The sequence below is a fragment of the Pseudomonas sp. GM18 genome (assembly GCF_000282195.1).
Taxonomy (GTDB): domain Bacteria; phylum Pseudomonadota; class Gammaproteobacteria; order Pseudomonadales; family Pseudomonadaceae; genus Aquipseudomonas.
In genome coordinates, this window is the sequence record NZ_AKJT01000023.1 from 54,586 (window position 1) to 79,672 (window position 25,087).

At 59.8% G+C, this 25,087-nt stretch carries 29 protein-coding genes; 14 read left to right on the plus strand and 15 right to left on the minus strand.

Going from position 1 to position 25,087, the window contains the following annotated elements; genetic code table 11:
• Positions 1–56 precede the first annotated feature (56 nt).
• The gene (gstA, locus tag PMI21_RS23300) at positions 57–659 is read right to left on the minus strand and encodes a glutathione transferase GstA (RefSeq protein WP_007934782.1); all 603 of its coding nucleotides are present in this window, start codon (positions 657–659) and stop codon (positions 57–59) included.
• 99 nt (positions 660–758) lie between these two features.
• On the opposite strand from gstA, the gene PMI21_RS23295 reads away from it, so the two are divergent.
• Positions 759–1,631, plus strand: a complete 873-nt coding sequence (locus PMI21_RS23295) for a LysR family transcriptional regulator (protein WP_007934784.1) — start codon at positions 759–761, stop codon at positions 1,629–1,631.
• Positions 1,632–1,756: 125 nt separating this feature from the next.
• Here the strand turns inward: PMI21_RS23295 and PMI21_RS23290 are convergent, their stop codons facing one another.
• From PMI21_RS23290 to PMI21_RS23280, 3 genes are all read right to left on the minus strand, one after another.
• On the minus strand, positions 1,757–2,500 hold the full coding sequence (locus tag PMI21_RS23290) for an NAD-dependent epimerase/dehydratase family protein (RefSeq protein ID WP_007934786.1): 744 nt from the start codon (positions 2,498–2,500) through the stop codon (positions 1,757–1,759).
• A 43-nt stretch (positions 2,501–2,543) separates the two neighbouring features.
• Positions 2,544–3,176: a glutathione S-transferase family protein gene (locus tag PMI21_RS23285; RefSeq protein WP_007934788.1), complete on the minus strand. Its 633-nt coding sequence runs from the start codon at positions 3,174–3,176 to the stop codon at positions 2,544–2,546.
• 64 nt (positions 3,177–3,240) lie between these two features.
• A complete protein-coding gene (locus tag PMI21_RS23280) occupies positions 3,241–4,272 on the minus strand; it encodes a LacI family DNA-binding transcriptional regulator (protein ID WP_007934790.1) in 1,032 nt (343 codons plus the stop codon).
• 215 nt (positions 4,273–4,487) lie between these two features.
• Here PMI21_RS23280 and PMI21_RS23275 point away from each other — a divergent pair, with 215 nt between their 5' ends.
• Together PMI21_RS23275 and PMI21_RS23270 are read left to right on the plus strand one after the other, a co-directional pair.
• Positions 4,488–5,021: a gluconokinase gene (locus PMI21_RS23275; RefSeq protein ID WP_007934792.1), complete on the plus strand. Its 534-nt coding sequence runs from the start codon at positions 4,488–4,490 to the stop codon at positions 5,019–5,021.
• A gap of 81 nt (positions 5,022–5,102) precedes the next feature.
• On the plus strand, positions 5,103–6,455 hold the full coding sequence (locus tag PMI21_RS23270; protein ID WP_007934796.1) for a GntP family permease: 1,353 nt from the start codon (positions 5,103–5,105) through the stop codon (positions 6,453–6,455).
• 203 nt (positions 6,456–6,658) lie between these two features.
• Here the strand turns inward: PMI21_RS23270 and alaC are convergent, their stop codons facing one another.
• Positions 6,659–7,867, minus strand: coding sequence for an alanine transaminase (alaC, locus tag PMI21_RS23265; protein WP_007934798.1), 1,209 nt, complete (start codon positions 7,865–7,867; stop codon positions 6,659–6,661).
• Positions 7,868–8,006: 139 nt separating this feature from the next.
• Between alaC and PMI21_RS23260 the strand changes: the two genes are divergently transcribed.
• From PMI21_RS23260 to PMI21_RS23250, 3 genes are all read left to right on the plus strand, one after another.
• The gene (locus tag PMI21_RS23260; protein ID WP_007934799.1) at positions 8,007–8,669 is read left to right on the plus strand and encodes a LysE family translocator; all 663 of its coding nucleotides are present in this window, start codon (positions 8,007–8,009) and stop codon (positions 8,667–8,669) included.
• Positions 8,670–8,738: 69 nt separating this feature from the next.
• Entirely contained in the window at positions 8,739–9,227 is a 489-nt protein-coding gene (locus tag PMI21_RS23255) for a GyrI-like domain-containing protein (RefSeq protein WP_007934801.1), read from the plus strand.
• Positions 9,228–9,328: 101 nt separating this feature from the next.
• Positions 9,329–9,817, plus strand: coding sequence for a GNAT family N-acetyltransferase (locus tag PMI21_RS23250; RefSeq protein ID WP_007934803.1), 489 nt, complete (start codon positions 9,329–9,331; stop codon positions 9,815–9,817).
• A gap of 120 nt (positions 9,818–9,937) precedes the next feature.
• Here the strand turns inward: PMI21_RS23250 and PMI21_RS23245 are convergent, their stop codons facing one another.
• Together PMI21_RS23245 and PMI21_RS23240 are read right to left on the minus strand one after the other, a co-directional pair.
• On the minus strand, positions 9,938–10,543 hold the full coding sequence (locus PMI21_RS23245; protein WP_007934805.1) for a pyridoxamine 5'-phosphate oxidase family protein: 606 nt from the start codon (positions 10,541–10,543) through the stop codon (positions 9,938–9,940).
• A gap of 19 nt (positions 10,544–10,562) precedes the next feature.
• Positions 10,563–11,048, minus strand: coding sequence for a GNAT family N-acetyltransferase (locus tag PMI21_RS23240; protein ID WP_033063818.1), 486 nt, complete (start codon positions 11,046–11,048; stop codon positions 10,563–10,565).
• Between the two features lie 141 nt (positions 11,049–11,189).
• On the opposite strand from PMI21_RS23240, the gene PMI21_RS23235 reads away from it, so the two are divergent.
• From PMI21_RS23235 to PMI21_RS23225, 3 genes are all read left to right on the plus strand, one after another.
• Positions 11,190–11,615, plus strand: coding sequence for a YybH family protein (locus PMI21_RS23235; RefSeq protein WP_007934815.1), 426 nt, complete (start codon positions 11,190–11,192; stop codon positions 11,613–11,615).
• A 98-nt stretch (positions 11,616–11,713) separates the two neighbouring features.
• Positions 11,714–12,058 (plus strand): YciI family protein, encoded by a 345-nt coding sequence (locus PMI21_RS23230; RefSeq protein WP_007934817.1) that lies wholly within the window; start codon positions 11,714–11,716, stop codon positions 12,056–12,058.
• Positions 12,059–12,134: 76 nt separating this feature from the next.
• Entirely contained in the window at positions 12,135–13,370 is a 1,236-nt protein-coding gene (locus PMI21_RS23225) for an RNA polymerase sigma factor (RefSeq protein WP_007934819.1), read from the plus strand.
• A gap of 17 nt (positions 13,371–13,387) precedes the next feature.
• On the opposite strand, the gene PMI21_RS23220 is transcribed toward PMI21_RS23225, so the two are convergent.
• Entirely contained in the window at positions 13,388–14,242 is an 855-nt protein-coding gene (locus PMI21_RS23220) for a LysR family transcriptional regulator (RefSeq protein WP_007934820.1), read from the minus strand.
• Between the two features lie 89 nt (positions 14,243–14,331).
• Here PMI21_RS23220 and PMI21_RS23215 point away from each other — a divergent pair, with 89 nt between their 5' ends.
• Entirely contained in the window at positions 14,332–14,769 is a 438-nt protein-coding gene (locus tag PMI21_RS23215; RefSeq protein WP_007934821.1) for a multidrug/biocide efflux PACE transporter, read from the plus strand.
• Between the two features lie 48 nt (positions 14,770–14,817).
• Here the strand turns inward: PMI21_RS23215 and PMI21_RS23210 are convergent, their stop codons facing one another.
• Positions 14,818–16,434, minus strand: a complete 1,617-nt coding sequence (locus PMI21_RS23210; RefSeq protein WP_007934822.1) for an inorganic phosphate transporter — start codon at positions 16,432–16,434, stop codon at positions 14,818–14,820.
• 130 nt (positions 16,435–16,564) lie between these two features.
• A complete protein-coding gene (locus tag PMI21_RS23205; RefSeq protein ID WP_007934824.1) occupies positions 16,565–17,587 on the minus strand; it encodes a transporter in 1,023 nt (340 codons plus the stop codon).
• A gap of 273 nt (positions 17,588–17,860) precedes the next feature.
• On the opposite strand from PMI21_RS23205, the gene PMI21_RS23200 reads away from it, so the two are divergent.
• From PMI21_RS23200 to PMI21_RS23190, 3 genes are all read left to right on the plus strand, one after another.
• On the plus strand, positions 17,861–19,486 hold the full coding sequence (locus PMI21_RS23200) for a methyl-accepting chemotaxis protein (protein ID WP_007934826.1): 1,626 nt from the start codon (positions 17,861–17,863) through the stop codon (positions 19,484–19,486).
• A gap of 111 nt (positions 19,487–19,597) precedes the next feature.
• Positions 19,598–20,032 carry a hypothetical protein gene (locus tag PMI21_RS23195; RefSeq protein WP_007934828.1) on the plus strand — a complete coding sequence of 145 codons (435 nt, stop codon included), beginning with the start codon at positions 19,598–19,600 and terminating at the stop codon, positions 20,030–20,032.
• Between the two features lie 193 nt (positions 20,033–20,225).
• Positions 20,226–20,588, plus strand: a complete 363-nt coding sequence (locus PMI21_RS23190; protein WP_007934829.1) for a hypothetical protein — start codon at positions 20,226–20,228, stop codon at positions 20,586–20,588.
• Between the two features lie 16 nt (positions 20,589–20,604).
• On the opposite strand, the gene PMI21_RS23185 is transcribed toward PMI21_RS23190, so the two are convergent.
• The 3 genes from PMI21_RS23185 to PMI21_RS23175 all read right to left on the minus strand — a co-directional run bounded on the left by PMI21_RS23185 (position 20,605) and on the right by PMI21_RS23175 (position 23,482).
• Positions 20,605–21,783, minus strand: a complete 1,179-nt coding sequence (locus PMI21_RS23185; RefSeq protein ID WP_033063819.1) for a GAF domain-containing sensor histidine kinase — start codon at positions 21,781–21,783, stop codon at positions 20,605–20,607.
• Positions 21,784–21,939: 156 nt separating this feature from the next.
• Complete coding sequence (locus PMI21_RS23180; protein ID WP_007934833.1) at positions 21,940–22,245, minus strand: PepSY domain-containing protein; 306 nt, start codon at positions 22,243–22,245, stop codon at positions 21,940–21,942.
• A gap of 109 nt (positions 22,246–22,354) precedes the next feature.
• A complete protein-coding gene (locus PMI21_RS23175; protein ID WP_007934835.1) occupies positions 22,355–23,482 on the minus strand; it encodes a glycerophosphodiester phosphodiesterase in 1,128 nt (375 codons plus the stop codon).
• A 236-nt stretch (positions 23,483–23,718) separates the two neighbouring features.
• Between PMI21_RS23175 and PMI21_RS23170 the strand changes: the two genes are divergently transcribed.
• Positions 23,719–24,051 carry a DUF2025 family protein gene (locus PMI21_RS23170; protein WP_007934837.1) on the plus strand — a complete coding sequence of 111 codons (333 nt, stop codon included), beginning with the start codon at positions 23,719–23,721 and terminating at the stop codon, positions 24,049–24,051.
• Here PMI21_RS23170 and PMI21_RS23165 read toward each other — a convergent pair.
• On the minus strand, positions 24,045–24,368 hold the full coding sequence (locus tag PMI21_RS23165; protein ID WP_007934839.1) for an antibiotic biosynthesis monooxygenase family protein: 324 nt from the start codon (positions 24,366–24,368) through the stop codon (positions 24,045–24,047). The genes PMI21_RS23170 and PMI21_RS23165 overlap by 7 nt on opposite strands.
• A complete protein-coding gene (locus PMI21_RS23160) occupies positions 24,365–25,072 on the minus strand; it encodes a CTP synthase C-terminal region-related (seleno)protein (protein ID WP_007934841.1) in 708 nt (235 codons plus the stop codon). Before PMI21_RS23160 ends, PMI21_RS23165 begins: the two co-directional genes overlap by 4 nt.
• Between the last annotated feature and the right edge of the window lie 15 nt (positions 25,073–25,087).

Here is a 25,087-nt window from a genome sequence, read left to right on the forward strand (position 1 = left end):
TCGCGACTGATAAATTGCCTTCGCGGGCAAGCCTGCCCGCGAAGCGATCTAACGCCTTACACCAACTCCGCCGCCAATGCCGCTTTCACGCTTGGCCGCTGATCAATCCGCGTTTGGAACCGCGCCAACGCTGGCCAATCATCCAGATCAATCGCAAACAGCCGAGCCCAACGCAACACCGTAAACAAATACGCATCGGCAACACTGAACCCGCCGGCAATCAAGTAATCCTGCCGCTCCAGCGTCCGGCTCAGCACGGCAAAGCGCTTGAACAGTTTCTCTTTGATGAGCGCCTTCACCTCGTCCGGAAACTGCGGATTGAACAGCCAACCCAGCCCGCCATGAATCTCGGTCGAAACGAAGTTCAGCCATTCCTGTAACCGCACCCGCTCGAACGTTCCGCTCGCCGGTGCCAGGTTTGCCTGCGGGTGCAGATCCGCCAGGTACTGCAGGATCGCCGGGCCTTCGGTCAGCACATCGCCGTTATCCAGCTGCAATGCCGCGACATAGCCTTTGGGGTTAATGGCGAGGAAGTCATCGCCGGTGACGGTTTTCTTGCTGCTGTTGTCGACGCGGACCAACTCGAACGGCAGCTCCAGTTCGCGCAGCACAATGTGCGGCGTCAATGAGCAGGCTTGCGGGGCGTAATACAACTTCATGGGCAGGGCTCTGGTTGCGGATTTGCGCCAGTGTCATAGTGCGCGGCACTCTCGGTAAAATTAATCTTTCAGAAAACTGCCATTAGGAAAGCTACTGCCATGATGAACCTGATGCATTGGCGAATGGTGGTGGCGGTGGCCGATACCGGCAACATTACCCGCGCCGCTGAGCGGGTCGGAATGACCCAGTCCGGTGCCAGCCAGGCGCTGGCCTTGATCGAAGAAACCTTGGGCGTTCAGCTGTTCAGCCGGGAAAATCGCCAGACCTTGCCGACCGCCATCGGCTTGCCGGTGATCGAACAGGCGCGAACTATGCTCGGTGCCCTGGAAAACATTCGCAGCACCGTCGACGCCGCTAAAGGCATCCAGCGCGGGACGATTCGCCTGGCCAGTTTTCCGTTGGTGCTGGCGACCTTTCTGCCGCCGCTGCTGCGCCAGTTCAATCGGCTGTATCCCGGCATTCAAGTGGTGGCGCTGGAAGTTAGCGACGATGAAGTGGAAACGTTGCTCAGTGACGGGCTGGTGGATGTCGGCGTGGCGTTGAACCCGGCCCCCGCGCGCAATGCCGGGCGTTTGGGGCGTGATGCCTGGGTGGCGGTTCTGCCCGGTGGCCATCCTTTGGCGCGTCGCTCGAATGAAGAGGGCGTCTCACTGGCGGAACTGGCGGAGCAACCCTTTGTGCTGGCCACGGGCGGGTGTTCGACCAATGCTCGCAGCCTGGCCGCCGATGCCGGGCTGCAACTGTTGGATGTGCGCGCCGAGGTGCGAGAGTGGAGCAGTGCGTTCACCCTGGTGCGGGAAAATATCGGTGTGACCCTGGTACCGGAAATGACCCTGCCGACTAATCGCCAAGGCCTGCGCGTAGTACCCGTAATGCCGCGCATCGATCGCGAGTTTGCGTTGGTGGTCGCGCCCAACAAAGAACCTTCGGCGGCGGTGCGGGCGCTGTTGAGGATGCTCGCAGAACATTAGTTATCGGCTGATTCGTCCGGGAACTGAAAAGGAGGGCGATCAACCCTTGCCGCCGAGCGGCAGAGGTCGACCGACCTCAGGCTACAGCGCAAGAACCACGTTGCCCGGATTCTGGAGACGCACCGTCAAGGAAACCCAATGGGAATGTCGAACTCCTGAAATGCATCGTCCACCGGCCTATAACCCAACACCCGGATAGTTTCACTGAGGTCCAGGCGTTTGAAACGGTTATTGGAAATACCGTGGGCGATCAGGTGTTGCACACCTTTGACCTCCACCGAGAGTTGCAGCAACTGCACTGCATCACGAGGGCTGAGCCATGCACTCAGGTCGCGAGCGTTGGTCAATTCGTGACGGTCCGCAAACTCGAAAGCGCCGATGCGTATGGCAATGCTCGAGAGGTTGTGTTTGGCAGCGTAGAACGCACACAAGGCTTCGCCATAACACTTACTGACGCCATACAGATTGGCCGGCATCACCTGCATGCCCGGTGTGATCTGCCGGTCCACCGGATAGCCCTCGATGGTCTGCGCGCTGCTGGCGAACACCAATCGTTTACAACCCGCAGCCACGGCGGCTTCGAACAGGTAAGTGGTGGCCAGAATATTGTTGGGCAGTAACTCATCGAAAGAGGCGGTGGCGTGAGGGATGCCGGCCAGATGCACAATGACGTCGATGCCTTTCAGCACTTCGCTTATGGCGGTGAGGTCGGACAGGTCCAAGCGTACAAAGCGATGCGGTGCTTCGACATTGAAGTCGGGCTCGATGCGATCCGTCAGCACGAAGGTGTAGCGGTCCCGCGAAGCTTCAAAAAAGGTTTTGCCGATTCTGCCGCAGGCGCCGGTCAGCAGTACGTTGAGTCCGTTCATGGGGTTCTCTTTTTATGGAAGGGCAGAGGGAGCGGGTTTGGCGTTATGGCACGCCGTTGCAGGCGTGTTCCATGAACCCCGGCCGCAGCGCCAGTCGTTGGCAATAGGCTTCGACGGCGGGGTAATCCGGGCGCTCCATCGGTGTCATCCGCCAGCGGTTGACCGATAGCCCGATGAGAATATCGGCCAGTGTGAACCGTGGTCCGGCAACATACGCATCGGTTGTCGCGAGTTGCTGTTCGAGGATGCCCATTTTCGCGTTCCAGCCGCGAACGCCATCAGCAATCCGCTGTGAGTCCTGAAAGTTCGGCAATTGCCTGACCAGCGCAAAAAAAGCGTAGCCCCAGGACGGATTGAGTTCGGTGGCTTGCCAATCCATCCACTGCTCCACGCGAGCGCGCGCCGCCGGCTCGCTGGGCAACAGGTCGGTGTTTTGGTATTTGCCGGCCAGATAGCGGCAGATGGTATTGGATTCCCACAGCACGCCGGCTTCGTCGAGGAGCACCGGCACCTGTGCATTGGGGTTGAGCTGGAGAAATTCCGGACTCTGGGTCGAGGCAAAACCGCTGCCCCAGTCTTCCCGTTCGTAGGAAACACCCAGTTCGTCGCAAGTCCACAGGACTTTTCTGACGTTGATTGACGAGGCCCTACCCAAAATCTTCAGCGCATGTCCCATTGAGCTTCTCCGTTTGCTGTTACAGGTGCCGGGAATCTAGCACGAGCAAAGGGAAGATTGCGTATCAGGTACTCTCGCGCACCTTCAATTCAAACCCCATGTCTTGCACCGGTTTGGCCACCGAATTGCCGGCCATCAAGGTCAGCATCAACTCCGCCGAACGCCGGCCGATGGCTTCGCGCGGGGTGCTGATGCTGCTCAGGCGCGGGATCATGTGTTCGGACATGGGCAAGTCGTTGAAACCGAGGATCGCCACTTGTTCGGGGATCTTGATCCCACAGCGCAAGGCTTCGAGCAGGGCGCCGTGGGCCAGGTCGTCGTTGCCGAAGAAGATCGCATCGACCTGCGGATGATTGGCCATCAGTTGCAGGAACAACTCGCCGCCCAACCCGACGGAGGAGGGGCGTGGGGTCAGCACTTCCAGGGCCGGATCATACAAACCGGCCTTTTGCAGCGCGCGGCGGAAACCTTCGCCCCGCAGCAGCGTGCGCTGATCCAGTTGCGCGCCAATGTAGGCCAGGCGCTTGCGACCGCGTGACAGCAAGTGCTCGGCCGCCGTTTCGCCGGCGGCCAGTTGCGAGAAGCCGACGCAATTGACCCCGGCCGCGCTGTCCAGCTCCATCATGTACACGCAAGGAATGTTGCTGCCCTCGATCATCCGTCGCGAACTTTCAGTGCGGTCGAAACCGGTCAGCAGCAAGCCGCGAGGCTGATAAGCCATGTAGTTGCGCAGCAGGTTTTCTTCTTCGTCGCGCGAGTAATGGAAGTTACCGATCAGCACTTCGAAGCCCTTTGGTCGCAAAACCTGATGAATGGCTTCCAGCGTTTCGATGAACAGCAGGTTGGACAACGACGGCACCAACACCACGACGGAATGGCTCTGGGCCGAGGCCAGCGCGCGGGCGGCGGGGTTGACCACGTAGTTCAACTCGAGGGCGGCCTTCTGGACTTTTTCCACCAGTTCGGTGGCCACCGTGCTGACGCCACGCAGGGCGCGGGAGGCGGTAATCGGGCTGACACCCGCCAGACGCGCGACTTCGTTGAGGGTAGGACGGCCAGTGGTGCGTGTATTTTTATCGTTTTTAGGGGTATTCATCGGACGGCTTGCCAAACAAAATTCAAGGCACTAAGGTAGCGCTGTCTCGATGCAGCTGCAAATGCGTGAGCGGGGTTTGCCTGATCCTCGCTTTTCGGCATCGAGAACGAACATGCTGCAACCCACAAAAATGACAAGAAGGCGTCGGCAACATCTGCTTTTGCACTAGAGTTTTACCTGGCAAAGGTAGCGCTGTCTGCGCGCTGAGGTGTTACATGAATCATCCCATCACCGCCCTGGTCATCATGGGCGTTGCCGGTTGCGGCAAGACGTGCGTCAGCCAGGCCCTGTGCCAGCTCAGCGGCGCGACCGCCATTGAAGGCGACACTTTCCACCCTGCCGCCAATATCGAAAAGATGAGCGCGGGTATCCCCCTGAACGACGAAGACCGTGCCGGCTGGCTCGACAGCCTGTGCGATGAACTGCGCCGCGTCGACGCGAAGGGCGAACGCCCGGTGCTGACCTGTTCGGCCCTCAAACACAGTTACCGCGAACGCTTGCGCAGTGCCTTGCCGGGCCTGGGCTTTGTGTTTCTTGAGCTGACCCCTGAAGTCGCCGCCGATCGTGTCTCCCATCGGCCGGGCCACTTCATGCCGTCGACCCTGATCGACAGCCAGTTCGCCACCCTTGAATCGCCCGTTGGTGAGCCCCTGACCCTGGCTCTGGACGCTTCGAGCCACAGCGTTGACGAATTGGCCGTTCAGGCCCACCGCTGGTGGCTCGATCACGGCTTGAAACTCGCCAGTTGAGTTTTGCTCCAAGAGATAGCGCTGTCCTGACGGCTTCTGATTAATCGCTTTCATAACAACAACAAACAGGAGACACCCCCCATGTTTGGCATGTCCCACGAGACGTTTCTGCTGCTCGATGCAGTGGTCACAGTGATCGGCTTGATTGTCCTGATCACCAAATTCAAGTTTCACCCGTTCATTGCATTGATCATCGCCGCAGCCTTCCTCGGGCTGACCTCCGGTATGCCGATCGGCACCATCATCAAGGCATTCCAGGATGGTTTCGGCGGCGTTCTCGGTTTCGTCGGGATCATTCTGGCGCTGGGCACCATGCTCGGCAAAATGATGGCCGAGTCGGGCGGGGCGGATCAGATTGCCCAGACGCTGATTCGAGCCTTCGGCAAGGACAAGGTGCAGTGGGCCATGATGTTCGCGGCCTTCCTGGTCGGCATCCCGCTGTTCTTCGAAATCGGTTTCGTGCTGCTGATCCCGCTGGTGTTCATCGTCGCCCGTCGTACCGGCGTGTCGATCATCAAGATCGGTATCCCGCTGCTGGCCGGTCTGTCCGCCGTGCACGGTCTGGTTCCACCACACCCGGGTCCGTTGCTGGCCATTGGCGTGTTTGGCGCCGACATCGGTAAAACCATTCTCTATGGCCTGATCGTTGCGCTGCCGACCGCCATCATTGCCGGTCCGATCTTCGGTACGTTCATTGCCAAGCACATTCCCGGTCATCCGAATCAGGAACTGGTGGACCAACTGGCGCGTAAGGAGGATTCCGCCGATCTGCCGAGCTTCGGCATTACCTTGGTCACCGTGCTGTCGCCTGTGTTCCTGATGCTGCTCAAGACCTTTGCCGATGTGGTGCTACCGGACGGCAACTTCTTCCGCACCTTCATGGACCTGATCGGTCACCCGATCTCGGCGCTGCTGCTGGCATTGCTGCTGTCGCTGTACACCTTCGGCTACAAGCAGGGCATCGGTTCGCAACAGATGCTCAAATGGCTGGACGTAAGCCTTGCGCCGACCGCCGCGATCATCCTGATCATCGGTGCCGGTGGCGGCTTCAAGCAGATGCTGGTTACCAGCGGTGTAGGTGATGTGATCGGTCATATGGCGGTGGCGGCTCAGATCTCGCCGATCCTGCTGGCTTGGCTGGTGGCAGCGGTGATTCGTATCGCCACCGGTTCGGCAACCGTGGCGACCATCACTGGCGCAGGCATCGTGGTGCCGGTGGTGGGGATGATTCCGGGTGTGAACCGTGAGCTGCTGGTGCTGGCCACCGGTGCTGGGTCGTTGATCCTGTCCCACGTCAATGACGCCGGTTTCTGGCTGGTGAAGCAGTACTTCAACATGACCGTGGCAGAAACCTTCAAAACCTGGACTGCGATGGAAACCATCCTGTCCGTGGTAGGCCTGGGCTTTATCCTGCTGCTGTCGTTGTTCGTTTAAAAGCTTCGCGGGCAAGTCGGATCGCCGCACCGCTCGCTCCTACAGATACTGATCGTTCCCACGCTCTGCGTGGGAATACATCCCGTGACGCTCTGCGTCACAGTGGACGCGGAGCGTCCATGGCGGCATTCCCACGCAGAGCGTGGGAACGATCAGGCACAAAAAAACCGCAGCGATGCGGTTTTTTTGTGGGGGTACGGGGGTTATTTGGTGACCAACCCATCCGCCCGGAACATCCCGCGAATCCCGCGTACGGCCTGACGAATCCGGTCCTGGTTTTCGATCAGCGCGAAGCGCACATGATCGTCCCCGTACTCACCAAACCCGACGCCCGGCGAGACGCAGACCTTGGCCTCGGCCAGCAGTTTCTTGGCGAATTCCAGCGAGCCCAGGTGCGCATACGCCTCGGGAATCTTGGCCCAGACGTACATCGACGCTTTCGGGTTTTCGACCATCCAGCCCAGTTCATGCAGGCCTTTGACCAACACATTACGGCGCTGGCGGTATTGCTCGGCAATGTCGCGCACGCATTGTTGATCGCCTTCCAGAGCGGCAATCGCCGCGACCTGCAGCGGGGTGAAGGTGCCGTAGTCGTGGTAGCTCTTGATCCGTGCCAGGGCGTTGACCAGTTCCGGGTTGCCGACCATGAAACCGATGCGCCAGCCCGCCATGTTGTAGCTCTTGGACAGGGTAAAAAACTCCACCGCGATGTCCTTGGCGCCGGGCACCTGCATGATCGACGGGGCTTTCCAGCCGTCGTAGACGATGTCGGCGTAGGCCAGGTCGTGCACCACCAGAACGTCGTACTGTTTGGCGAGGGCGATCACCCGCTCGAAGAAGTCCAGCTCCACGCACTGGGCAGTGGGGTTGGACGGGAAGCCGAGGATCATCATTTTCGGTTTCGGGATCGAACCGCGAATCGCCCGTTCCAGTTCGGCGAAGAAATCCACGCCAGGGATAAGCGGCACCGACCGCACCTGGGCGCCGGCAATCACGGCACCGTAGATGTGAATCGGGTAGCTCGGGTTCGGCACCAGCACGGTGTCGCCCTGGTCGAGGGTGGCCAGCATCAAATGCGCCAGGCCTTCCTTGGAACCGATGGTGACGATGGCTTCGTTTTCCGGGTCGATATCAACCTGGTAGCGATCCTTGTACCAATTGGAAATCGCCCGGCGCAGGCGCGGAATCCCTTTGGAGGTGGAGTAGCCGTGGGTGTCTTCGCGCTGGGCGACGGTGACCAGTTTTTCGACAATGTGCGGCGGCGTGGCGCCGTCGGGGTTGCCCATGCTCAAGTCGATGATGTCTTCGCCACGACGACGGGCGGCCATCTTCAGCTCGGCAGTGATGTTGAAAACGTAAGGGGGGAGTCGATCTATGCGCGCAAAGCGGCGCGGCGAACCTTGTTCGGCCATTGTTGCCTCGAATAACGTAAGCGCCCGGAACCGTCCGAGCGACGCTGGCCACTGCGGTGGCCTGTGGCGGAATGTAAGGGCAGGTGTGGCAAACTGTCCAGCCTCTACGTAAACAATTTTTTCCGAAGGAAACGGGTTGATGGAATTTACCAGCGGCTTCCTGCTCAGCCTTTCACTGTGCCTGGACATCGGCGTGGCCAATATCGCGATGATCACGCTGGCGATGCAGCGCGGCTATTTTCAAGGCTTTGCCCTGGGACTGGGGACTTGCGTCGGTGACCTGATTTACGCGGTGCTGGCACTGGCCGGCATGACCGTATTACTGCAGTACGAAACTGTGCGCTGGGTGTTGTGGATCGGCGGGTCGGCGTTGCTGCTGTATTTCGCGGCGAAGATGATTCATTCGGCGATCTACCACAGTGCCGTGTTGGCCGAGACCGCCGACGTTGGCCACAACTCTCATCGCAAAGAGTTCTTGCGGGGGATTTTCCTCGCCATGTCGTCGCCCAGTGCGATTCTCTGGTTCGCCGCGGTGGGTGGCACCCTGATTGCCCGTTCCGGTGGCGGCGGCCCCCTCAGTTCGGCTTTGTTTCTCGGTGGATTTCTCTGTGCGGGAATTCTCTGGTGCGTCACGCTGTGCTTCGCGGCGAGCCATGGCGGCAAGTTGCTCGGTGACAAACTGCTGCGCTATTCCTACATGGCATCGGCCGCGATCTTCTGCTATTTCGCGGTCTACGTGATTCTATCGGGTTACAACGAGTTTATCGGTGCGCCCACCGCCGGGCAGCTTCCCGGGCTCTGACTGGGCGAATCGGGTTTGGCCTCTATACTCCCAGCCGAACCCACTTTTTTCGTTCCCAGGAGTCGAGTCATGGAAGAGCAAACACGCGATGATCAGGTTGAGCCACGCTTCGAACACGGGCACTTCATGCTCATAGCGGGGCTTGGCGGACGATTTACCCAAGCGACGGCCAAAAAACAGATTCCCAAGTTATGGGATCAGTTCGTCCCGCATATCGGCAACGTACCCGGACAAATAGGCGAAGTGACCTACGGCGTTTGCTGCAACCCGGACGGCAAGGGCGGTTTCGAATACATCGCCGGCGTCGAGATCAGCAAGCTCGACGACCTGCCCGAGAAATACCGTTGGGTCGAGATTCAGCCTCAGTATTACGCGGTGTTCAAGCACAAGGGCTCGCTGGATACGCTGCCGCAGACCTTTCAGTACATCTGGGAAACCTGGTTGCCGAAGTCCGGTCACGAGGCGGCGGATGCCCCGGAATTCGAACGCTACAGCGATGATTTCAACCCCAAACTCAATACCGGCGTGCTGGAAATCTGGCTGCCGATCAAAGCGTAACGAACGGGGCGAGGGGCGGATCGGCGGTCCGCCTTTCTGATCGATATGAACACCTTATTAATTTATGATCCCAGCCTTTCTCCCGCCGATCCCGAGCTGCCATGAACACCGTCATCCGCCACGTCATTCCCGCTGACCTGGACCGCTGCTACGCCATCGAAACCATTGCCTATGAAGGCGATGAAGCCGCCACCCGCGAGAAAATCGCCACCCGTATCGCCACCTGGCCCGAGGGCTTCATCGTCGCTGAAGTGGATGGCGTTGTAGCCGGTTTCGTCAATTCCGGTGCGGCGTTTGAGGTGGAAATGTCGGACGAGGCGTTCAAGGAACTGATCGGCCACGACCCGGCCGGCCCGCACGTGGTGATCATGTCGGTGGTGGTGCATCCGGATTATCAAGGGCAGGGCCTGGCGAAACGCTTGATGGGTGAATTCATCCAGCGCATGCGCGCACTGAACAAGGCCAGCATCCACCTGATGTGCAAAGAGCGGCACATTGCGCTGTATGCCGGGTTTGGTTTCACCTACATCAAGCCTTCGGCGTCCGACCATGGCGGGATGGCGTGGCATGAGATGATTCTGGACCTTTGATTGATCGTTCCCACGCTCTGCGTGGGAATGCCTCAATGGACGCTCCGCGTCCGCTCTTGGGACGCAGAGCGTCCCGGGCTGCATTCCCACGCAGAGCGTGGGAACGATCGAACGGTGTTATCAGTAGAGGCTGTCCCGCACCCTGGCCGGTGCTTCCCGGTCATACGTCTCGGCATCGAACTGCCCATCGTTCAGCCGCTTGTGAAAGGCACCGGCGGTCGGCAGGGCAGAGCGGTCGAGGTAGCGCTCGGGGTTCCACAAGTCCGAACGCACAATCGCTTTCGAACAATGGAAATACGCCGCTTCCACCGTCACCAGCATCACCGTGCGCGCCGGTTTGCCATTGACGGCAAAACTCTCCAACAATGCGGGTTCGGCGCTGATCTGCGCCGTGCCGTTGACCCGCAGCGTCTCGCCAATTCCCGGAATGATGAACAGCAGCGATACGCGCGAGTCGAGCACGACATTGCGCAACGTGTCGATGCGGTTGTTGCCGGGGCGATCCGGGATCGCCAGCGTGCGCTCATCGATGATCCGCACAAAACCTGGCGTATCGCCGCGCGGTGAACCGTCCATGCCGTCGGGGCCGACCGAGCTGATAATCACCAGCGGCGAGGCGCGGACCATCGCCTGATAGTCCTCGTTCAAAAACGGGATCTGCTTGCGCACCGCGCGCTCATGGGGCAGGCCGTAGATCGCTTCCAGCGCTTCGATTGAGTTCAACATTCGTTCATCCCTCCATGAATCAGAAAACCAGTCCCATCCGTCGTTCGTAACCGATTCGGCCCTTGTACGCTTCGCCGCTGTCGACAAAACCATATTTGGCATACAACGCGATGGCCGACTCATTGTCGGCATCCACCGACAACTCCAGCCCCCTGATCTCTGGCCAGGCCTGGCGCGCAACCTCGGGCAGGGCTTGCAGGCAGGCTTTGCCATAACCTTTGCCCTGAGCACGACGATCGACTTGCAGCGCGTGCAGGGTGGCGCTGTGTTCGTCGGCCCAGGCCGGCAGCACCGGCGGGCGCTTGAGCAGCAGGAAGGCCACCGGAACCTCTTCGGCCAGCAGGGCAAAGCCTTTGACGCCTGGGCCCGGTTTGGACAGCAAGGTGTGCAATGCACCGTGGATGTCGCCGGAGAATCTGATTTGTTCGGCGTGGATTTCGATGGCCTCTACCTGTTGGCGTTGCAAGGCGTTCAGGCTTTCGTAAGGCACGAGTCGGGCAGTCAATGGAGTGTCCTTTTTCCAACACAAATGAGCCTCGGATTCTAGCGAGTTTGCCTCCATGGATTATTTTTATTTCTGTTGTCGATTTGGCTTTTCGCCAGACGACTAAAGGTGTCTTCAACAAAAAAAACACGGAGAACCCTCATGAACGCTCATACACAAATCCATAACTTGATCGAGAACTACCGCCAGGCAGTCATCGCCAAGGATATGGAAAAGGTCATGGCCCTGTACGCCGACGACATCGTTTCCTTCGATGCCGTCAAAGCCCTGCAATTCAAGGGCAAGGCGGCCTACCGTGCGCATTGGCAGGAATGCCTGGAGATGTGCCCTGGCCCACACATTTTCGAGTTTCACGAAATCAACATTGTGCCGTCGCAGGAGATCGCTTTCGCTCACTGGCTGGCGCATTGTGGCGGCACCAATGAAAAGGGTGAAACCCAGGCGTGCTGGATGCGTGTCACCGCGTGCTATCGGCAGGAAGCGGGGCTCTGGCAGATCGTCCACGAACACTGGTCGGCACCGTTCGACATGACCAGCGGCGCGGCTCTATTCAACCTGGAACCCTGATGGTCGGGTTGTTTATCGGAAAGCAGCGCCAAGGCGCCAATCGACAGCCATAGTTGATCAGTTCGGTCACGGCAAAGCCGCCTGAAATGGAGAGTCCCATGAAGTATTTATGCCTGGTCTACAGCAACGAGCACGAATTGCACTCACTGCCCGAAAGCCCCAACGACGCCGAGTGCATGGCCTATGCCGAGTCGATCCAGGGCAGCGGCCGGATGATCGCCGCCGAAGCGCTGGAGTCGGTGCAGACCGCGACCACCGTGCGCATGCGCAACGGCAAAATGTCGATCACCGACGGCCCGTTCGCTGAAACCAAGGAGCAGTTGGCCGGCTTCTACCTGATCGATGCCAAGGACCTCAATGAAGCCCTTCAGATCGCCGGTAACATCCCGGCGGCCCGGGTCGGCTGTGTCGAGGTGCGGCCCGTTCGCCAGTTGAATGTCTGAATAACCATCACAAAAGGAGTTCCTTTATGAGTGTGCAATCCGTCCAGCGAAAAATGGCCCCAGGCATGCCGGACTGATGCCGGGCGAATCGGTACGGGCGCAAGTCGAGCAGGTTTACCGCGACGAGTCGCGGCGAATCCTGGCGACCCTGATCCGCTTGCTCGGCGATTTCGACCTCGCCGAAGAGGCGCTGCACGAGGCGTTCTTCGTCGCGGTCGAGCGCTGGCAGCGCGACGGCGTGCCGGACAATCCGCGCACTTGGCTGGTGTCCACCGGCCGTTTCAAGGCCATTGATGTGTTGCGCCGACGCGCGCGTTTTAACGCGTCCCGGCCGTTGTTGATCGCTCAACTGGAGGCGCTGGAGCAGGCCGACTGGAGTGACGAAGACGTGGAAGACGATCGCCTGCGCCTGATCTTCACCTGTTGTCACCCGGCACTGGCGGCGGACGCTCAAGTGCCATTGACCCTGCGCGAAGTCTGCGACCTGACCACGGAAGAAATCGCCCGGGCTTTCCTCTCGGCGCCGGCCACCATCGCCCAGCGCATCGTGCGCGCCAAGGCGAAGATCCGTGACGCGAAAATCCCTTATCAAGTGCCCACCCTGGCGGAATTGCCCGAGCGTCTCGACAGCGTTTTGCGGGTGATTTACCTGGTGTTCAACGAAGGGTATTCGGCGTCCATCGGCAGTGAACTGATCCGTGAAGACCTGACGCGCGAAGCGATTCGTCTCGGTCGGTTGTTGATGGAGTTGTTGCCCGAACCAGAGGTGATGGGGCTGCTGGCGCTGATGCTGTTGCATGAGTCTCGGCGCCCGGCCCGGACCTCCGCGAGCGGTGAGCTGATTGTGCTGGATGAACAGGATCGCTCGTTGTGGAACGCTGAGCTGATGGCCGAAGGCTGCGCCCTGATTGAGCGGGCGCTGACGACGCGGCGCTTCGGGCCTTATTGCCTGCAAGCGGCGATTGCGGCGGTGCATGCCGAAGCGCCTACCGCGGCAGAGACGGACTGGGCGCAGATTGTCGGTCTGTATGACGTGCTGCTGCGGGCGGTGCCGTCACCGGTGATCGAACTTAACCGCGCGGCGGCGCTGGCCAGGCGCGATGGCCCGCAGGCCGGGCTGACGTTGATCGAAGGGATTCTGGCGCGGGGCGAGTTGCAGGATTACCACCTGGCGCATTCGGCGCGGGCAGAGTTTTGCCGGCAGTTGGGAAGAGTGGAAGAGGCGCGGGCGGCGTATGAGCGGGCGCTGGAATTGACGCAGCAAGTGCCAGAGCGGCGGTTTATCGAGGGACGATTGCGGGAGTTGGGATGATGTGATCTTGCGGACCTTCATTCCAGCATCTTGCCCAATAACCAACTCCCCGCCGGCCCCGGCGGGTGCAGGCGTGACCACAGCGCATCGACATACACCGGTTTCGGCCAGCCGCGCACCTTCAGTTCCACCAACGAACCGGCCCCGAACCGCCCCACCAGCCATCGCGGCAACGGTGCCCAGCCGAACCCGCCCTGGGCCATTTCCAGCAGCATCAAGTAGCTCGGCGCTGACCAGACGCGCCCCTTCGCGCGGCTTTCATACGGATTGACGATCGTCGCCAGACGCAGTTCGCGGTGCTGTTGCAGCACGTCCTGATCAATTGCGCTCTGCGTCGCCAACGGGTGTGCGTGAGACACGAACAAGGCGATTTCCGTGCGCTCGTCCACCGTCGAACTGACCAGGTCCGGCGGGTAGCTGTCCTGCATCTCGGCGAAGGCGACGTGCGCGCGGCCGCGTTGCACCAGTGCCACCAGGTCATCGCATTCGGCGATCAGGCATTCAAGTTCGAGGTCTGGGTAACGTTGCTCGAAAGCACTGAGCGCCGCTTCGAAACGGTCGGACTGGTAAGTGTCGGAAATCGCCACGGTCAGCTTTGGCTCGACGCCTTGGGACAATTGGCTGGCGGTCATTTCCAGACGGCTGGTGGCGGCCAGAATCTCCTCGGCCCGTTGCAACATGACGTGCCCGGCTGGGGTCAGGCTAGGCTTGCGGCTGCTGCGGTCGAAGAGGACAAGGTTCAGGTCGATTTCCAGGCTCGCCACGGCGGCGCTGATGGTTGACTGACTGCGCCCGAGCTTGCGCGCCGCTGCGGAAAACGAGCCTTGGGTCGCGGCCTGGACAAACGCCAGCAACACTTCGTGGGAAGCCATGAACTATCGCCTTGATCGATGGTTATTGGTTATGAAGTATCGGTGCGATGGCAGATCATGGCAACCACAGTCACTCAGGGAGTCTGGCAATGAACGCCAACAAATCCATCACTGAACGAATTCTCCAGGCCATCGGTTTCGAACTGTTGGCGATATTGATCTGTACCCCGCTACTGGCCTGGGTCATGGATAAACCCATGCTGGAAATGGGCGTGGCAACCATGGCGATTGCAGCCCTTGCCCTGGCCTGGAACGTGGTCTTCAATGGCCTGTTCGACCGCTTGCTCAAGCGCTTCGCCATTGTGCGTAACGCTTGGGTCCGCGTGCTCCATGCGTTGCTTTTCGAAGGTGGTCTGGTCGCGTTTGGCGTGCCGTTGATTGCCTGGTGGTTGAAGATCAGCCTGTGGCAAGCGTTCCTGCTGGACATCGGCGTGCTGCTGTTTTTCCTGCCGTACACCTACGTGTACCACTGGGGTTACGACGTGGTGCGTGAGCGGCTGTTGGTGCGCAGGGCTTTGGAAGGGTAAAAGCAAAGATCGCAGACGAAGGCTGCGATCTTTTGATCCTGTCCTGTTCTAGAACAGCTGGGTGAACAACCAATACAAACTACCCGACAACACAATCGCCGCCGGCAAGGTCAGCACCCAGGCCATCAGCAGGTTGCGGATGGTCTTCATCTGCAAGCCGCCACCGTTGGCGACCATGGTCCCGGCCACGCCTGAAGACAACACGTGGGTGGTCGACACTGGCAAGCCGAACATGTCGGCGGCGCCGATGGTCAGCATTGCCACGGTTTCCGCCGAGGCTCCCTGGGCGTAGGTCAGGTGCGTCTTGCCGATTTTCTCACCGACCGTCACCACGATGCGTTTCCAGCCGACCATGGTGCCCAGCCCCAGGGCGATGGCCACTGCGATCTTCACCCACAGCGGAATAAACCGCGTGGCGTTGTCGATCTGTTGCTTGAACAACTGCAGCTTGTCGGTGGTGTCGGCGTCGAAGTTGCCGACCTTGTTTTTGTCCATCAGGCGGATGGTTTCGCTGGTCAGGTACATGTCGTTGCGCACGTTGCCCATCGCTTCGGCTGGGACTTTCGACAGCGAGCCGTAACCCTTCACTTCGTTACCGATGTGGCCCGCCAGCGCGGCGAGGGCGGGGATCAGTTGCGGGGTGGCTTCCTTGCTGCGCATGTAGTCGGTCAGCACCGGGCGTGGATCGGTGGGCATCGGCAGAGGCGTGTTTCTCATCAGGGCTTGCTGGGTGACTTCGGCCACCGCGGCGAACTGCAAGGCCTGATCCGCCGGCATGGTGCGGTTCAGCGCATACGCCATCGGCAGCGTGCCCACCAGAATCAGCATGATCAGGCCCATGCCTTTCTGGCCGTCGTTGGAACCGTGGGCGAACGATACGCCGGTGCAGGTCAGGATCAACATGCCGCGAATCCACCACGGTGGCGGGGCATCGCCCTTCGGCGCCTTGTACAGCGCGCGATTTTTGACGAAGGCGCGCAACGCCAGCAGCAACAACGCGGCAAACGCGAAGCCGATCAGCGGCGACAGCAGCAACGCGTAACCGACCTTGGTCGCCTGGGCCCAGTCCACGCCACTGGTGCCGTCGCGGCCATGCATCAAGGCATTGGCCACGCCGACACCGATGATCGAACCGATCAGAGTGTGCGATGAAGACGCCGGCAAACCCAGCCACCAGGTGCCGAGGTTCCACAGGATGGCGGCGATCAACAGGGCGAAGATCATCGCGAAACCGGCAGAGGAGCCGACCTGCAGAATCAGCTCCACCGGCAACAGGGCGATGATGCCGAACGCCACCGCGCCGCTTGAAAGCAACACCCCCAGAAAGTTGAAGAACCCGGACCAGGCCACGGCGAAATTCGGCGGCAAGGAGTGGGTGTAAATCACCGTCGCCACGGCATTGGCGGTGTCGTGAAAACCGTTGACGAACTCAAAGCCCAGGGCAATCAACAGCGCGACGCCCAACAGCAGAAACGGCGTCCAGGTGGTGACCACCGTGCCGAGCTCGCTCATGTCGTGCATCAGGCTGTAGGCGGTGAACAGCAGCCCGCTGCCCAGCACCGCAAAGAACATCACGAAGGTGAGCAGGCCGGGTTTTTTATCGAACTGCGGCCTGGCGCTGCTGGCGGGCGCCTGGGAGGCAGCGGTGAAGGAAGGCGTAGCCATGCCGGATAATCCTGAGCAGAGAAGGAGTATCGGCCATGATCGTTGCTAAATATTACAGTGAGGCTGCGCTGGGTCAGTGTTTGGTTTTTTTGTGATGCCGCGGAGCGTGGGAACGAGCGACGAGGGCGGCTTAATAATCGCGCCGCTTGCGAAACGCCCAGCGCCCGGCAATCAGGGTAAACGTCGCGACCAGCGCCACCAGAATCCAGAACCCCTCCGGATCACCGGCAAGCGGCACCCCGCCGACGTTCATGCCGAAGAAACCGGCAATGATGTTGATCGGCAGCGCCAGCACCGTGACCACGGTCAGGGTGAACAGCGTGCGGTTGCTCTGTTCGTTGAGGTTGGCGGCGATTTCTTCCTGCAGCAGCTTGATCCGCTCACCAAGCGCGGTGAGGTCGTTGATGATCAGCGCAAACTCCTCGGTGGATTTGCGCAGCTCCTTGACGTCCTCCTTCTGCAACCATTGCGGCGGGCGATTGAGCAGGCGTAGCAACGAGCCCGGCTCCAGCGCCAGCAACCGTTGCAGGCGTACCAGCACCCGGCGGTTGGCGCCCAGTTCGGCGCGGTTGGTGGACAGGCGCGAGGACAGCAATTCATCTTCGATCTGATCGACACTGAGGCTGGTCTTGCGCACGATCTGCGTCAGCACTTCGCCCTGATCGCGCAGCAAATGCACCAGCAGCTCCAGTGGTGAGCGAAAGCATTCACCGGCCTTCACCGAAGAGCGCAGCTTGTCCACCGAGTGCAGCGGTTGCAGGCGCGCGCTGATGATCAGCCGACTGCGGGCACAGACCCACAGCGTCGAGACATCCGAGGAAACCATGCTGCTGAGGTTGAACACCACGTCGTTGACCACCGCCAGCAACGCCGAATCGACATGCTCGATGCGCGTCGAACGGGACCCTTCATGCAACGCTTCGAAAAACTCGTCGGGCAATTCCAGGTGGCTTTTCATCCAGCGCTCGCACGCGGCATGGGCCAGGTTCAGGTGCAGCCAGAGAAACTCGTCACCGTCGTCCGGTTGTTGCAGGCAGTACAGTGCCTTGGCCGAATCGATCTCTCGACCGCGCTCGCCGGGGCGAAAACTGAAACCGTAAAGCAGGCCGAACAGGTCGGAATCGCGATGGCGCTGGTCAATGCTGTGGTTCATGAGGTCTCGCTGCGAGGAGGCGCCTGACACGGGTTTCTCAGGTTCACTTGAGCCCCATCATCGCAACGTATTTTGAAGCTTTTGTGACAGTTCAGTGGCGCCGGAAATCCGCCTTCTACCGGTGGTCGGAAGCGTTAAAGAATGGGGCTGGAGCGCCGATGTTGCTGATGTCGATCTTCGATTCTGGTCGTGAACCAGCGTCGCTGACAGGGATGTCCAGACACCTTGCACGCCTGTAAGTCGTGCTTCATCCCCGTCATGAGATATCACTCGATGTTTTTGCAAAAGTCCCTCAGAGCACAAATTCTCGCCCTGTTGAGCGGCAGCCTGTTGGCGATGTTGCTGATCGCTTTGGCCAGCTTTCACTTTCTGTCCAACGGTGTTCAGAACTACGCGAATCTGATTGAAGGCCCGTTGCACACTTCGCAATTGATCGATGAAGCCAACCTGCAATTCAAGGTGCAGGTTCAGGAGTGGAAAAACGTTCTGCTGCGCGGCAAGCAACCCGCAGACCTGGACAAATACTGGAAGCAATTCGAGGACGGCCAGCGCAACGTGCAGGGCATCCTCGGCGAGCTGGCCGGGCAGAAGGGCATCGAGCCGCAACTCAAGACCCGTATCGAACGTCTGCGTGAAGAGCATCGCCTTCTGGGGGCGGCCTATCAGAAGGGCCGTGATGCCTACGTGGCGGCGGGTGCCGACCCAACGGCCGGCGACAACGCGGTCAAGGGCATGGACCGTGCCGCCAGCGAGCAGATGAGCGAACTGGTCAGCGAGCTGCGTAAACAGGGCAGTGAGCAATCGAAGCTGATCAGCGCCAGCGCCGACCGCACCGTGTTGCTGGGGATCGTGGTGATGCTGCTGTCGGGTCTGCTGATTGGCTTGTTGAGTCTATGGCTGGTCAACCGCAACCTGGTGGAACCGATCCGCAAGCTGATCGACTATGTGGCGCAACTCAGCCAAGGGCGCTTCGCTGAACGCGTGGCCAGCACCCGTCAGGACGAGTTGGGCAACCTGGCCACGGCCGCTAACACCTTGCGCGATTTCCTCGCCGAAACCTTCAGCCGCTTGCAGCGCAGTGCGACGGATCTGGACAGTGCCAGCGGTGAGCTGAACTCGATTGCCGGCCTCATGGCCAGTGGCACCAACGAGCAATTCAACCGCACCGATCAGGTGGCCACGGCGATGAACGAAATGTCCGCCACCGCGCAAGAAGTCGCGCGCCACGCCGCCGAAGCGGCACGTGCGGCCGACGATGCCGATCAGTCCGCCCAGCAAGGCGAGAAGGTCATGCAGGGCACCATTCACACCATCACCCAAATGCGTGGCGAAATCGCCAACACCGCCACGGTCATCCGTCGTCTGGAAGAAGACAGCGGGCGCATCGGCAAAGTGCTGGAAGTGATTCGCGGCATCGCCGAACAAACCAACCTGCTGGCGCTCAACGCAGCGATCGAAGCGGCCCGTGCCGGTGAAGCGGGGCGCGGTTTTGCGGTGGTCGCCGACGAAGTGCGCAGCCTGGCCCAGCGCACTGCAGCCTCGATCATCGAGATCAACCAGATCATTCAAACCGTGCAAACCGGTGCGGTGGATGCGGCCCAGGCCATCGAAAGCGGCCAGTCGCGCAGTGAGCAAAGCGTCGAGCAAGTCACCCAGGCTGGCGCCATGCTCGAGCGGATCACCCATGCCGTGGAAGCCATTCGCGACATGAACCGCCAGATCGCCACCGCCGCCGAGGAGCAGACCTCTGTGGCCGAAGACATCTCGCGCAACCTCACCGAAATCACCAGCATCGCCAGTACTAACCTGGACAACGTGCGGCGCACCGAAGCGGCTAGCCACAACCTGCATGGGCTGTCAGGGCAATTGAATGAGGTGACGGCGCGGTTGAGCGCCTAGTGAAATGGGCTGTGTACCGAATCGGTTACCGAGTCGGTACACAGTCGCTCTCAAGTTCGTGCCGCGCCTGACGATGACGGAAGTACCCAAACTGCATACTGGATAACTCCCATGGTCAGCATCAGCTCCGTTTCGATCAACCAGACCCTGTCGACCTCTTCAAGCCAGGTCTCGATCAGCGACAGCACTAAAGACACCACGGTCGCGGCCACTACCGAAGCATCCAGCGACACCACCAAGGTTGCCGCCGGCGGTGCAGCCGCGTCGAGCGAAAGCAGCTCCAGCAGCAGCGAATCCGATACGGTGAAGGAACTGCGCAAGCAGCTCGCCGAACTGCAAAAGCAATTGCAGGAACAACAGCAGCAACTGCAAGCGGCCCAGGCCAAGCAGGAAAGCACCGAAGCCAAGGCGGCGGAGGTCGCGGCGGCTCAGTCGCAGATCGCGGCCACGTCGGCTTCGATGCAGACGGTGACGGCGGCGTTGTTGCAGGCGTTGCAGGATGAGGGTGGCAGTACGTCGGGTTCGGTGGTCAGCACTTCGGCCTGATCCCTAAGCATTGCAGCTGTACACCTTGTTAAGGTCGGTGTGCCGTTGATCGGGTCCTTGCAACCAAGGCACCCGATTTCAGCGGTACCTGTTATTTCTGACAGTAGACAGGTTTTCTCTCGCGGCGCTAGATATTCCTTGGCGCGCCTACTCAAACTGAACCTGCGCCAGTACTTTCACAAGGAGCATTGCGATGACCGAAACATTGAACTCTATGACAGTTGTCGGTGGACAGGTGACCGTTTTTTTCGTTGATCAAGCAGACCCAGTGATTCCGAAAGTAGTCATCCCGGCACGAGAAGATTTTGCAGTAGGCGAAGAAATCTTCGTGAAGATTGGCGACGCGGTGGTTGCTTATCACAAATATCGATCAAATGATTCGTTTCCCATACACATTGCTTTGGACAAAGAGGCACTGAGTCAGTTGCCTGTTGCGGCGGAGGCTCGCTACGAGATCAAGCATCTGGATGGATCGACCTCCACCTCAAGTTCTTTCCGTGCCAAGGTCGAGATGTTTAACAGCCAATCGTCCGTGAGTCACGCTAACGCGGTCTAAGGCATTGAGGCTGTCGTCACCGCGTCAAAGGCAGCGTGAATATGAACGCCGTTCCATGGGACGGCGTCGACTTCACATCAAGCTGCCCCCCATGGGCCTGCGCAATCTGATTGGCAATGTACAACCCCAACCCGAGGCCGGCCTGCGGTGTTCCGCCGGTCGGTCGCGAGTAGGGCTGGAACAGGTGCGGCAACGCATCTTCGGCAATCAGCCCCTGGTTTTTCACGCTCAACACGAAGTGCCCTTCCTCGACCTGCGCACTGACTTCGACCGGGCCGTCGGGATCTCCGTGGACAACGGCGTTCGCCAGCAGGTTGGACAGCAACTGCGCGACCCGTTCGCGATCGCAATGAATGTCGCTCAGGTCGCCAATCGACGACTCAATGATGCGCTTGGGGTGAATGCTCTGGATCTCGGCAATCACATGCCGCAGCACATCCCCCAAATCAGGGCTCGGCTCGATATTCACCGGGATGCCGCGACCCAATGACCCCCGCGCGAAGTCCAGCACATCGTCGACCAGTTTGCTCGCACGCCGGGCGCTGGTGAGGATATGCCGCGCCCGTTGCTCATTCGCCGGGTCTTTGAGTTTGCGCAGGAGCATTTCGGCACCGGCGCTGATGGCGAACAAGGGGTTACGCAGATCATGACCGAGCACGGCGATGAACTGTTCGCGCAGTTCGGTGGTTTTACGTTCCTTGATCGGCGCCGCTTCGGTCCGTTGCAGGTTTTCGTCGGCTTCGATCTGCAGCGCCAGCATCCGGGCGAACGATTCCATGGTGCTCTGGATCGTGCTGGACTTGAGCGGCGCAGGATCAGGATCGAGGGCGCAGAGAGTGCCGAAAAAACGTCCATCGGTGCGACATATCGGCACGGCAATATAGCTTTCGAATGGACAGGTGCGAGGTGTTTGGTGACCGCGGCAGAGCGGGTCTTCACTGGCCTTGTCGATCACCACTGACTGCTGGCCTTGGCGAATCTCGCCGCTCAGCGTGGAGATCAGTTCCAGTTCATCGCCCACCTGCACACCGAAATCCAGTTGATCGAGCACCGCACAGGTGGTCCAGGTGTTTTCGATGACGCGGGCCACCGCGGCGAACCGCAGGCCGGTCAATTCACTGATCACCTGAAGAATCGCCGGCACCGCACTGATCCGGCTGATCGTGGCGATATCTGCCGTCGCTGTTTGCCCCATATCCCTGGTTCTCTGCTTCAACATGCCGAATGGCTCTGAGGATTCTAGCGGGCTTATGCGGGCTGGTGCGACTTCGTTCGTGACTTCGGAGGCTGGCCTGACGCCGAATGCAAAAAGCCGCACGACCCGAAGATCGTGCGGCTTTTTGCAGTTGAATCACTTGTCTTGCTTGTTGCTCAGGACCTTGCCAGTGGCGGCATCGAAGTCCACGTCCCATTCGGTGTTGTCAGCCAGGCGCAGTTCAACTTCATATTCGTAACCGTTGAAGTGGTTATCCAGGTCGGTATCGGTAATCGTGGCGCCAGGATGCAACTTCAGCGCGGCCTGGTTCATTTCTTCCAGTGGTTTGATCTTGCCGCTTTTGACCAACTCGGGGATCTGGTCGACGCGAACGTCAGCCTGGGCCAGGCCAGCGGTGAGGGTCAGGGCCGCAGCGGTGAACAGGGCAGTTAAGGTTTTCATCAAGTTCTTTCCTTGGAGGAGCTGTTTAAGTGGGATCAGGTTAAACAGCGCAACTTAATTCACCCTTAATTACCTGTGGCGCCCGCGAAACAGGCGCCACGGTCTTGAATCAGTACCCGTTGTTCTGCAACAACTGCGCAACACTCGCCGCCGCCGGGCGCTTATAGAACTTCAGCAGTTCGCTGGCGCGATTGGTGAAGATGCCGTCGACACCGGCATCCGTCACTTTCTGATAATCCACGGCATCGTCGATGGTGTAGACGTGCACCAGCAGGCCCTGATCGTGGGTGTACTGGTTCATCCACGGTTTCACCAGGTCCGAATAGCTCTGATCGCCACCCTTGGTCAGCGCGGCAGAAGGCCCGGTGCCGATAGCGCCCTGGGCCTTGGCGTACTCGACCCATTGCTGGAATTCGGCTTTGTCCTTCGGTTCCTGTTTGGCGTAGTAAGTCGCTTTATCCTTGTCACCGGACTCGGCGAACGTCACTTTGGATTGCGGCTCGATGCTGCCTTCGCCCACCCACAGCAGCAGGATTTTCGGCACTTGCGGCATTTCCTTCTCGAGCAGTTCGAGGCTGCTCTTCTCGAAGGTTTGCAGTACGACTTTGCCTTTGCCCTGGCCGACCGCCAGATTACTTTTTGCCAGTTTGGAACCCGTCGGGCTCAGCCAGCCACGGTCCTGCAATTTATCCTTGAGATCGCGCTCGATGCCGGGAAACTGCTTCGGTTCTTTGGTTTCGATGTACAGGCCAGGCTTGTGCAGCGGATTGCCTTGGGCGATGTCGATGATTTCGTCCAGGGTCAGGATCTTCAGGCCCGCGTAGCCCGGACGCGCGCGATCCGGGTACGCCGTGTTGAACCAGCTGCCGGCATCCAGGGTTTTGAGTTCGGCGATGGTGAATTCGTTGGCCGGGCTGTCCTTGCGCTCAGGGAATTTGGTTGCGACGTCGGTGGTGCGTTGCAGGTTGTTGTCGTGCAGGGCGAACAGCACGCCATCCTTGCTGCGTTGCAGGTCCATTTCCAGGTAGTCGGCACCCAGGTCGCGAGCCAGTTTGTAGGCCGCAGCGGTAGATTCCGGTGCATCGAAAGAGGCGCCACGGTGGGCGATCACCGCCGGATGTGGAATGCCCAGGCGAGTCGCCAGTGCGCTGGGGCTTGGCTCGCTGGCGGCCTGTGCCTGGCCGAGGCCGAGCATCAGGCTCAGCAGCAGGGCGCTCTTGGTGAAGGTGACAGGCATGGTCGAAGTCCTTTTGCGGTAGGTTTTCAAAGACGTATCTTTTAACAACTGAGCGCTGCTTGCGCTATCGCCATACCGACATAAACGTGTTTAAAGGAGTTTTTTTCAGCGCTTTTGTGCGGTTCTTTGCAGTAATCTTGGCCGAGGCGTTTCCCCGGCAGAGGGAAACCCCGTTCACTTGCCCTGCGTGTAAACCATCGATCACCGGTCCTTAGCGACCTTTTGTGAGGTTTACCATGCGCATCACTTCCCAGCTCATTTGCCAGGCCGCCGACCAACTCAAAGGCTTCGTCGGCCTCAATCGCAAGACCGGCCAGTACATCGTGCGCTTCAGTGAAGACGCCTTCGGTATGGACGTGGCTGACGACGGCATCATCCCCGCCAGCGAATTCGTCTGGGCACCCGGCCCCGAGCAGACCATGACACTCAAGCGCGAACTGATTCAGTTGCTGCTGGACCAGAACATCGACGACCGGATCAACATCACCGAGCCGTTGCGGGTGTATATGAATCGACAGGACGTGCCGCAGATTACGGCGATGAGGAGTCTGGTGCGCGGTATTTACTGATTGAACGCATAGGCCCGCTCAACCTTGCACACCCGCGTATGACACGCCGAATACCAGGTCGATCGCCCGCGCTCACGAATCGCGCTGTGCTCGGGATGATGCTTCCAGGCCAGGATCGCCGCTTCGCTGGCCCAGTAGGACACCGTAATCCCGAGCCCATCCGCGCCCCGGGCCGATTCCACACCCAGGAAGCCGGGTTGCTCACGGGCCAGTTCCACCATGCGTTCGGCGGCCTGTTCATAACCGTGATCACCTTCGGTGCGCAGCGAGGTAAAAATCACTGCGTAATAAGGTGCTGCAGGTGTCTGGGCGATCATGATTTTTGCCTCGCACAGGCCTCGATCAATGCCTTGACCAACGGTGGCAGCAGGCCTTTGAGCGCAGCGCGTTCCGGCTGGAACAGCGTGGCGACAAAGAACGGATGGTCCTTTAATTCCACCGCCCGCAGATCCCCCGCCAAATCGTAGCCAACCGCATGTAACTGTTGTGTCAGTAGCTGCCGTTCAAACTCGGGATTCACACCGTAACGGCAGCGATAGCCTTCATGTATCTCAGCATTTTCGTACGCCTTGGCGATCAACGAGCCTTCAACCAAGTGAATACTGTCGACGGCTTCCACCAGCGCACAGGTCAGCGGCGTGAGTAACGCCCGCGTTGCATCGGGCGAAGTCTCGCCGTGTTCAGCATCTTCCCAGCCCAAAACGTTACGGGCGAATTCCAGTACCGCGTGCTGAAAACCGCCGCACGTGCCGAGGAACGGTCGCTGCTGTTCCCGGGCAAAGCGGATCGCCCGTAATGCGCCATCCATGTCGCGATAAGGGGTGGCGGGCACACACCAGAAACCATCGAAGTCATCCAGTGGCGTATCGGCGGTGATGCGGTCGGTGGCCAGCCATTGAAACTGTAGGTGCTTGCCTGTGTGTTCGGCGGCCATGCCGAGGGCGACGGGGATGGCTTGGTGGGCGGTGACCTGTGGGTCGTAGTCGCCGATCAGGGCGATGCGAAGGGCGTTGGTTTCCATGAGTGATCTCGACGC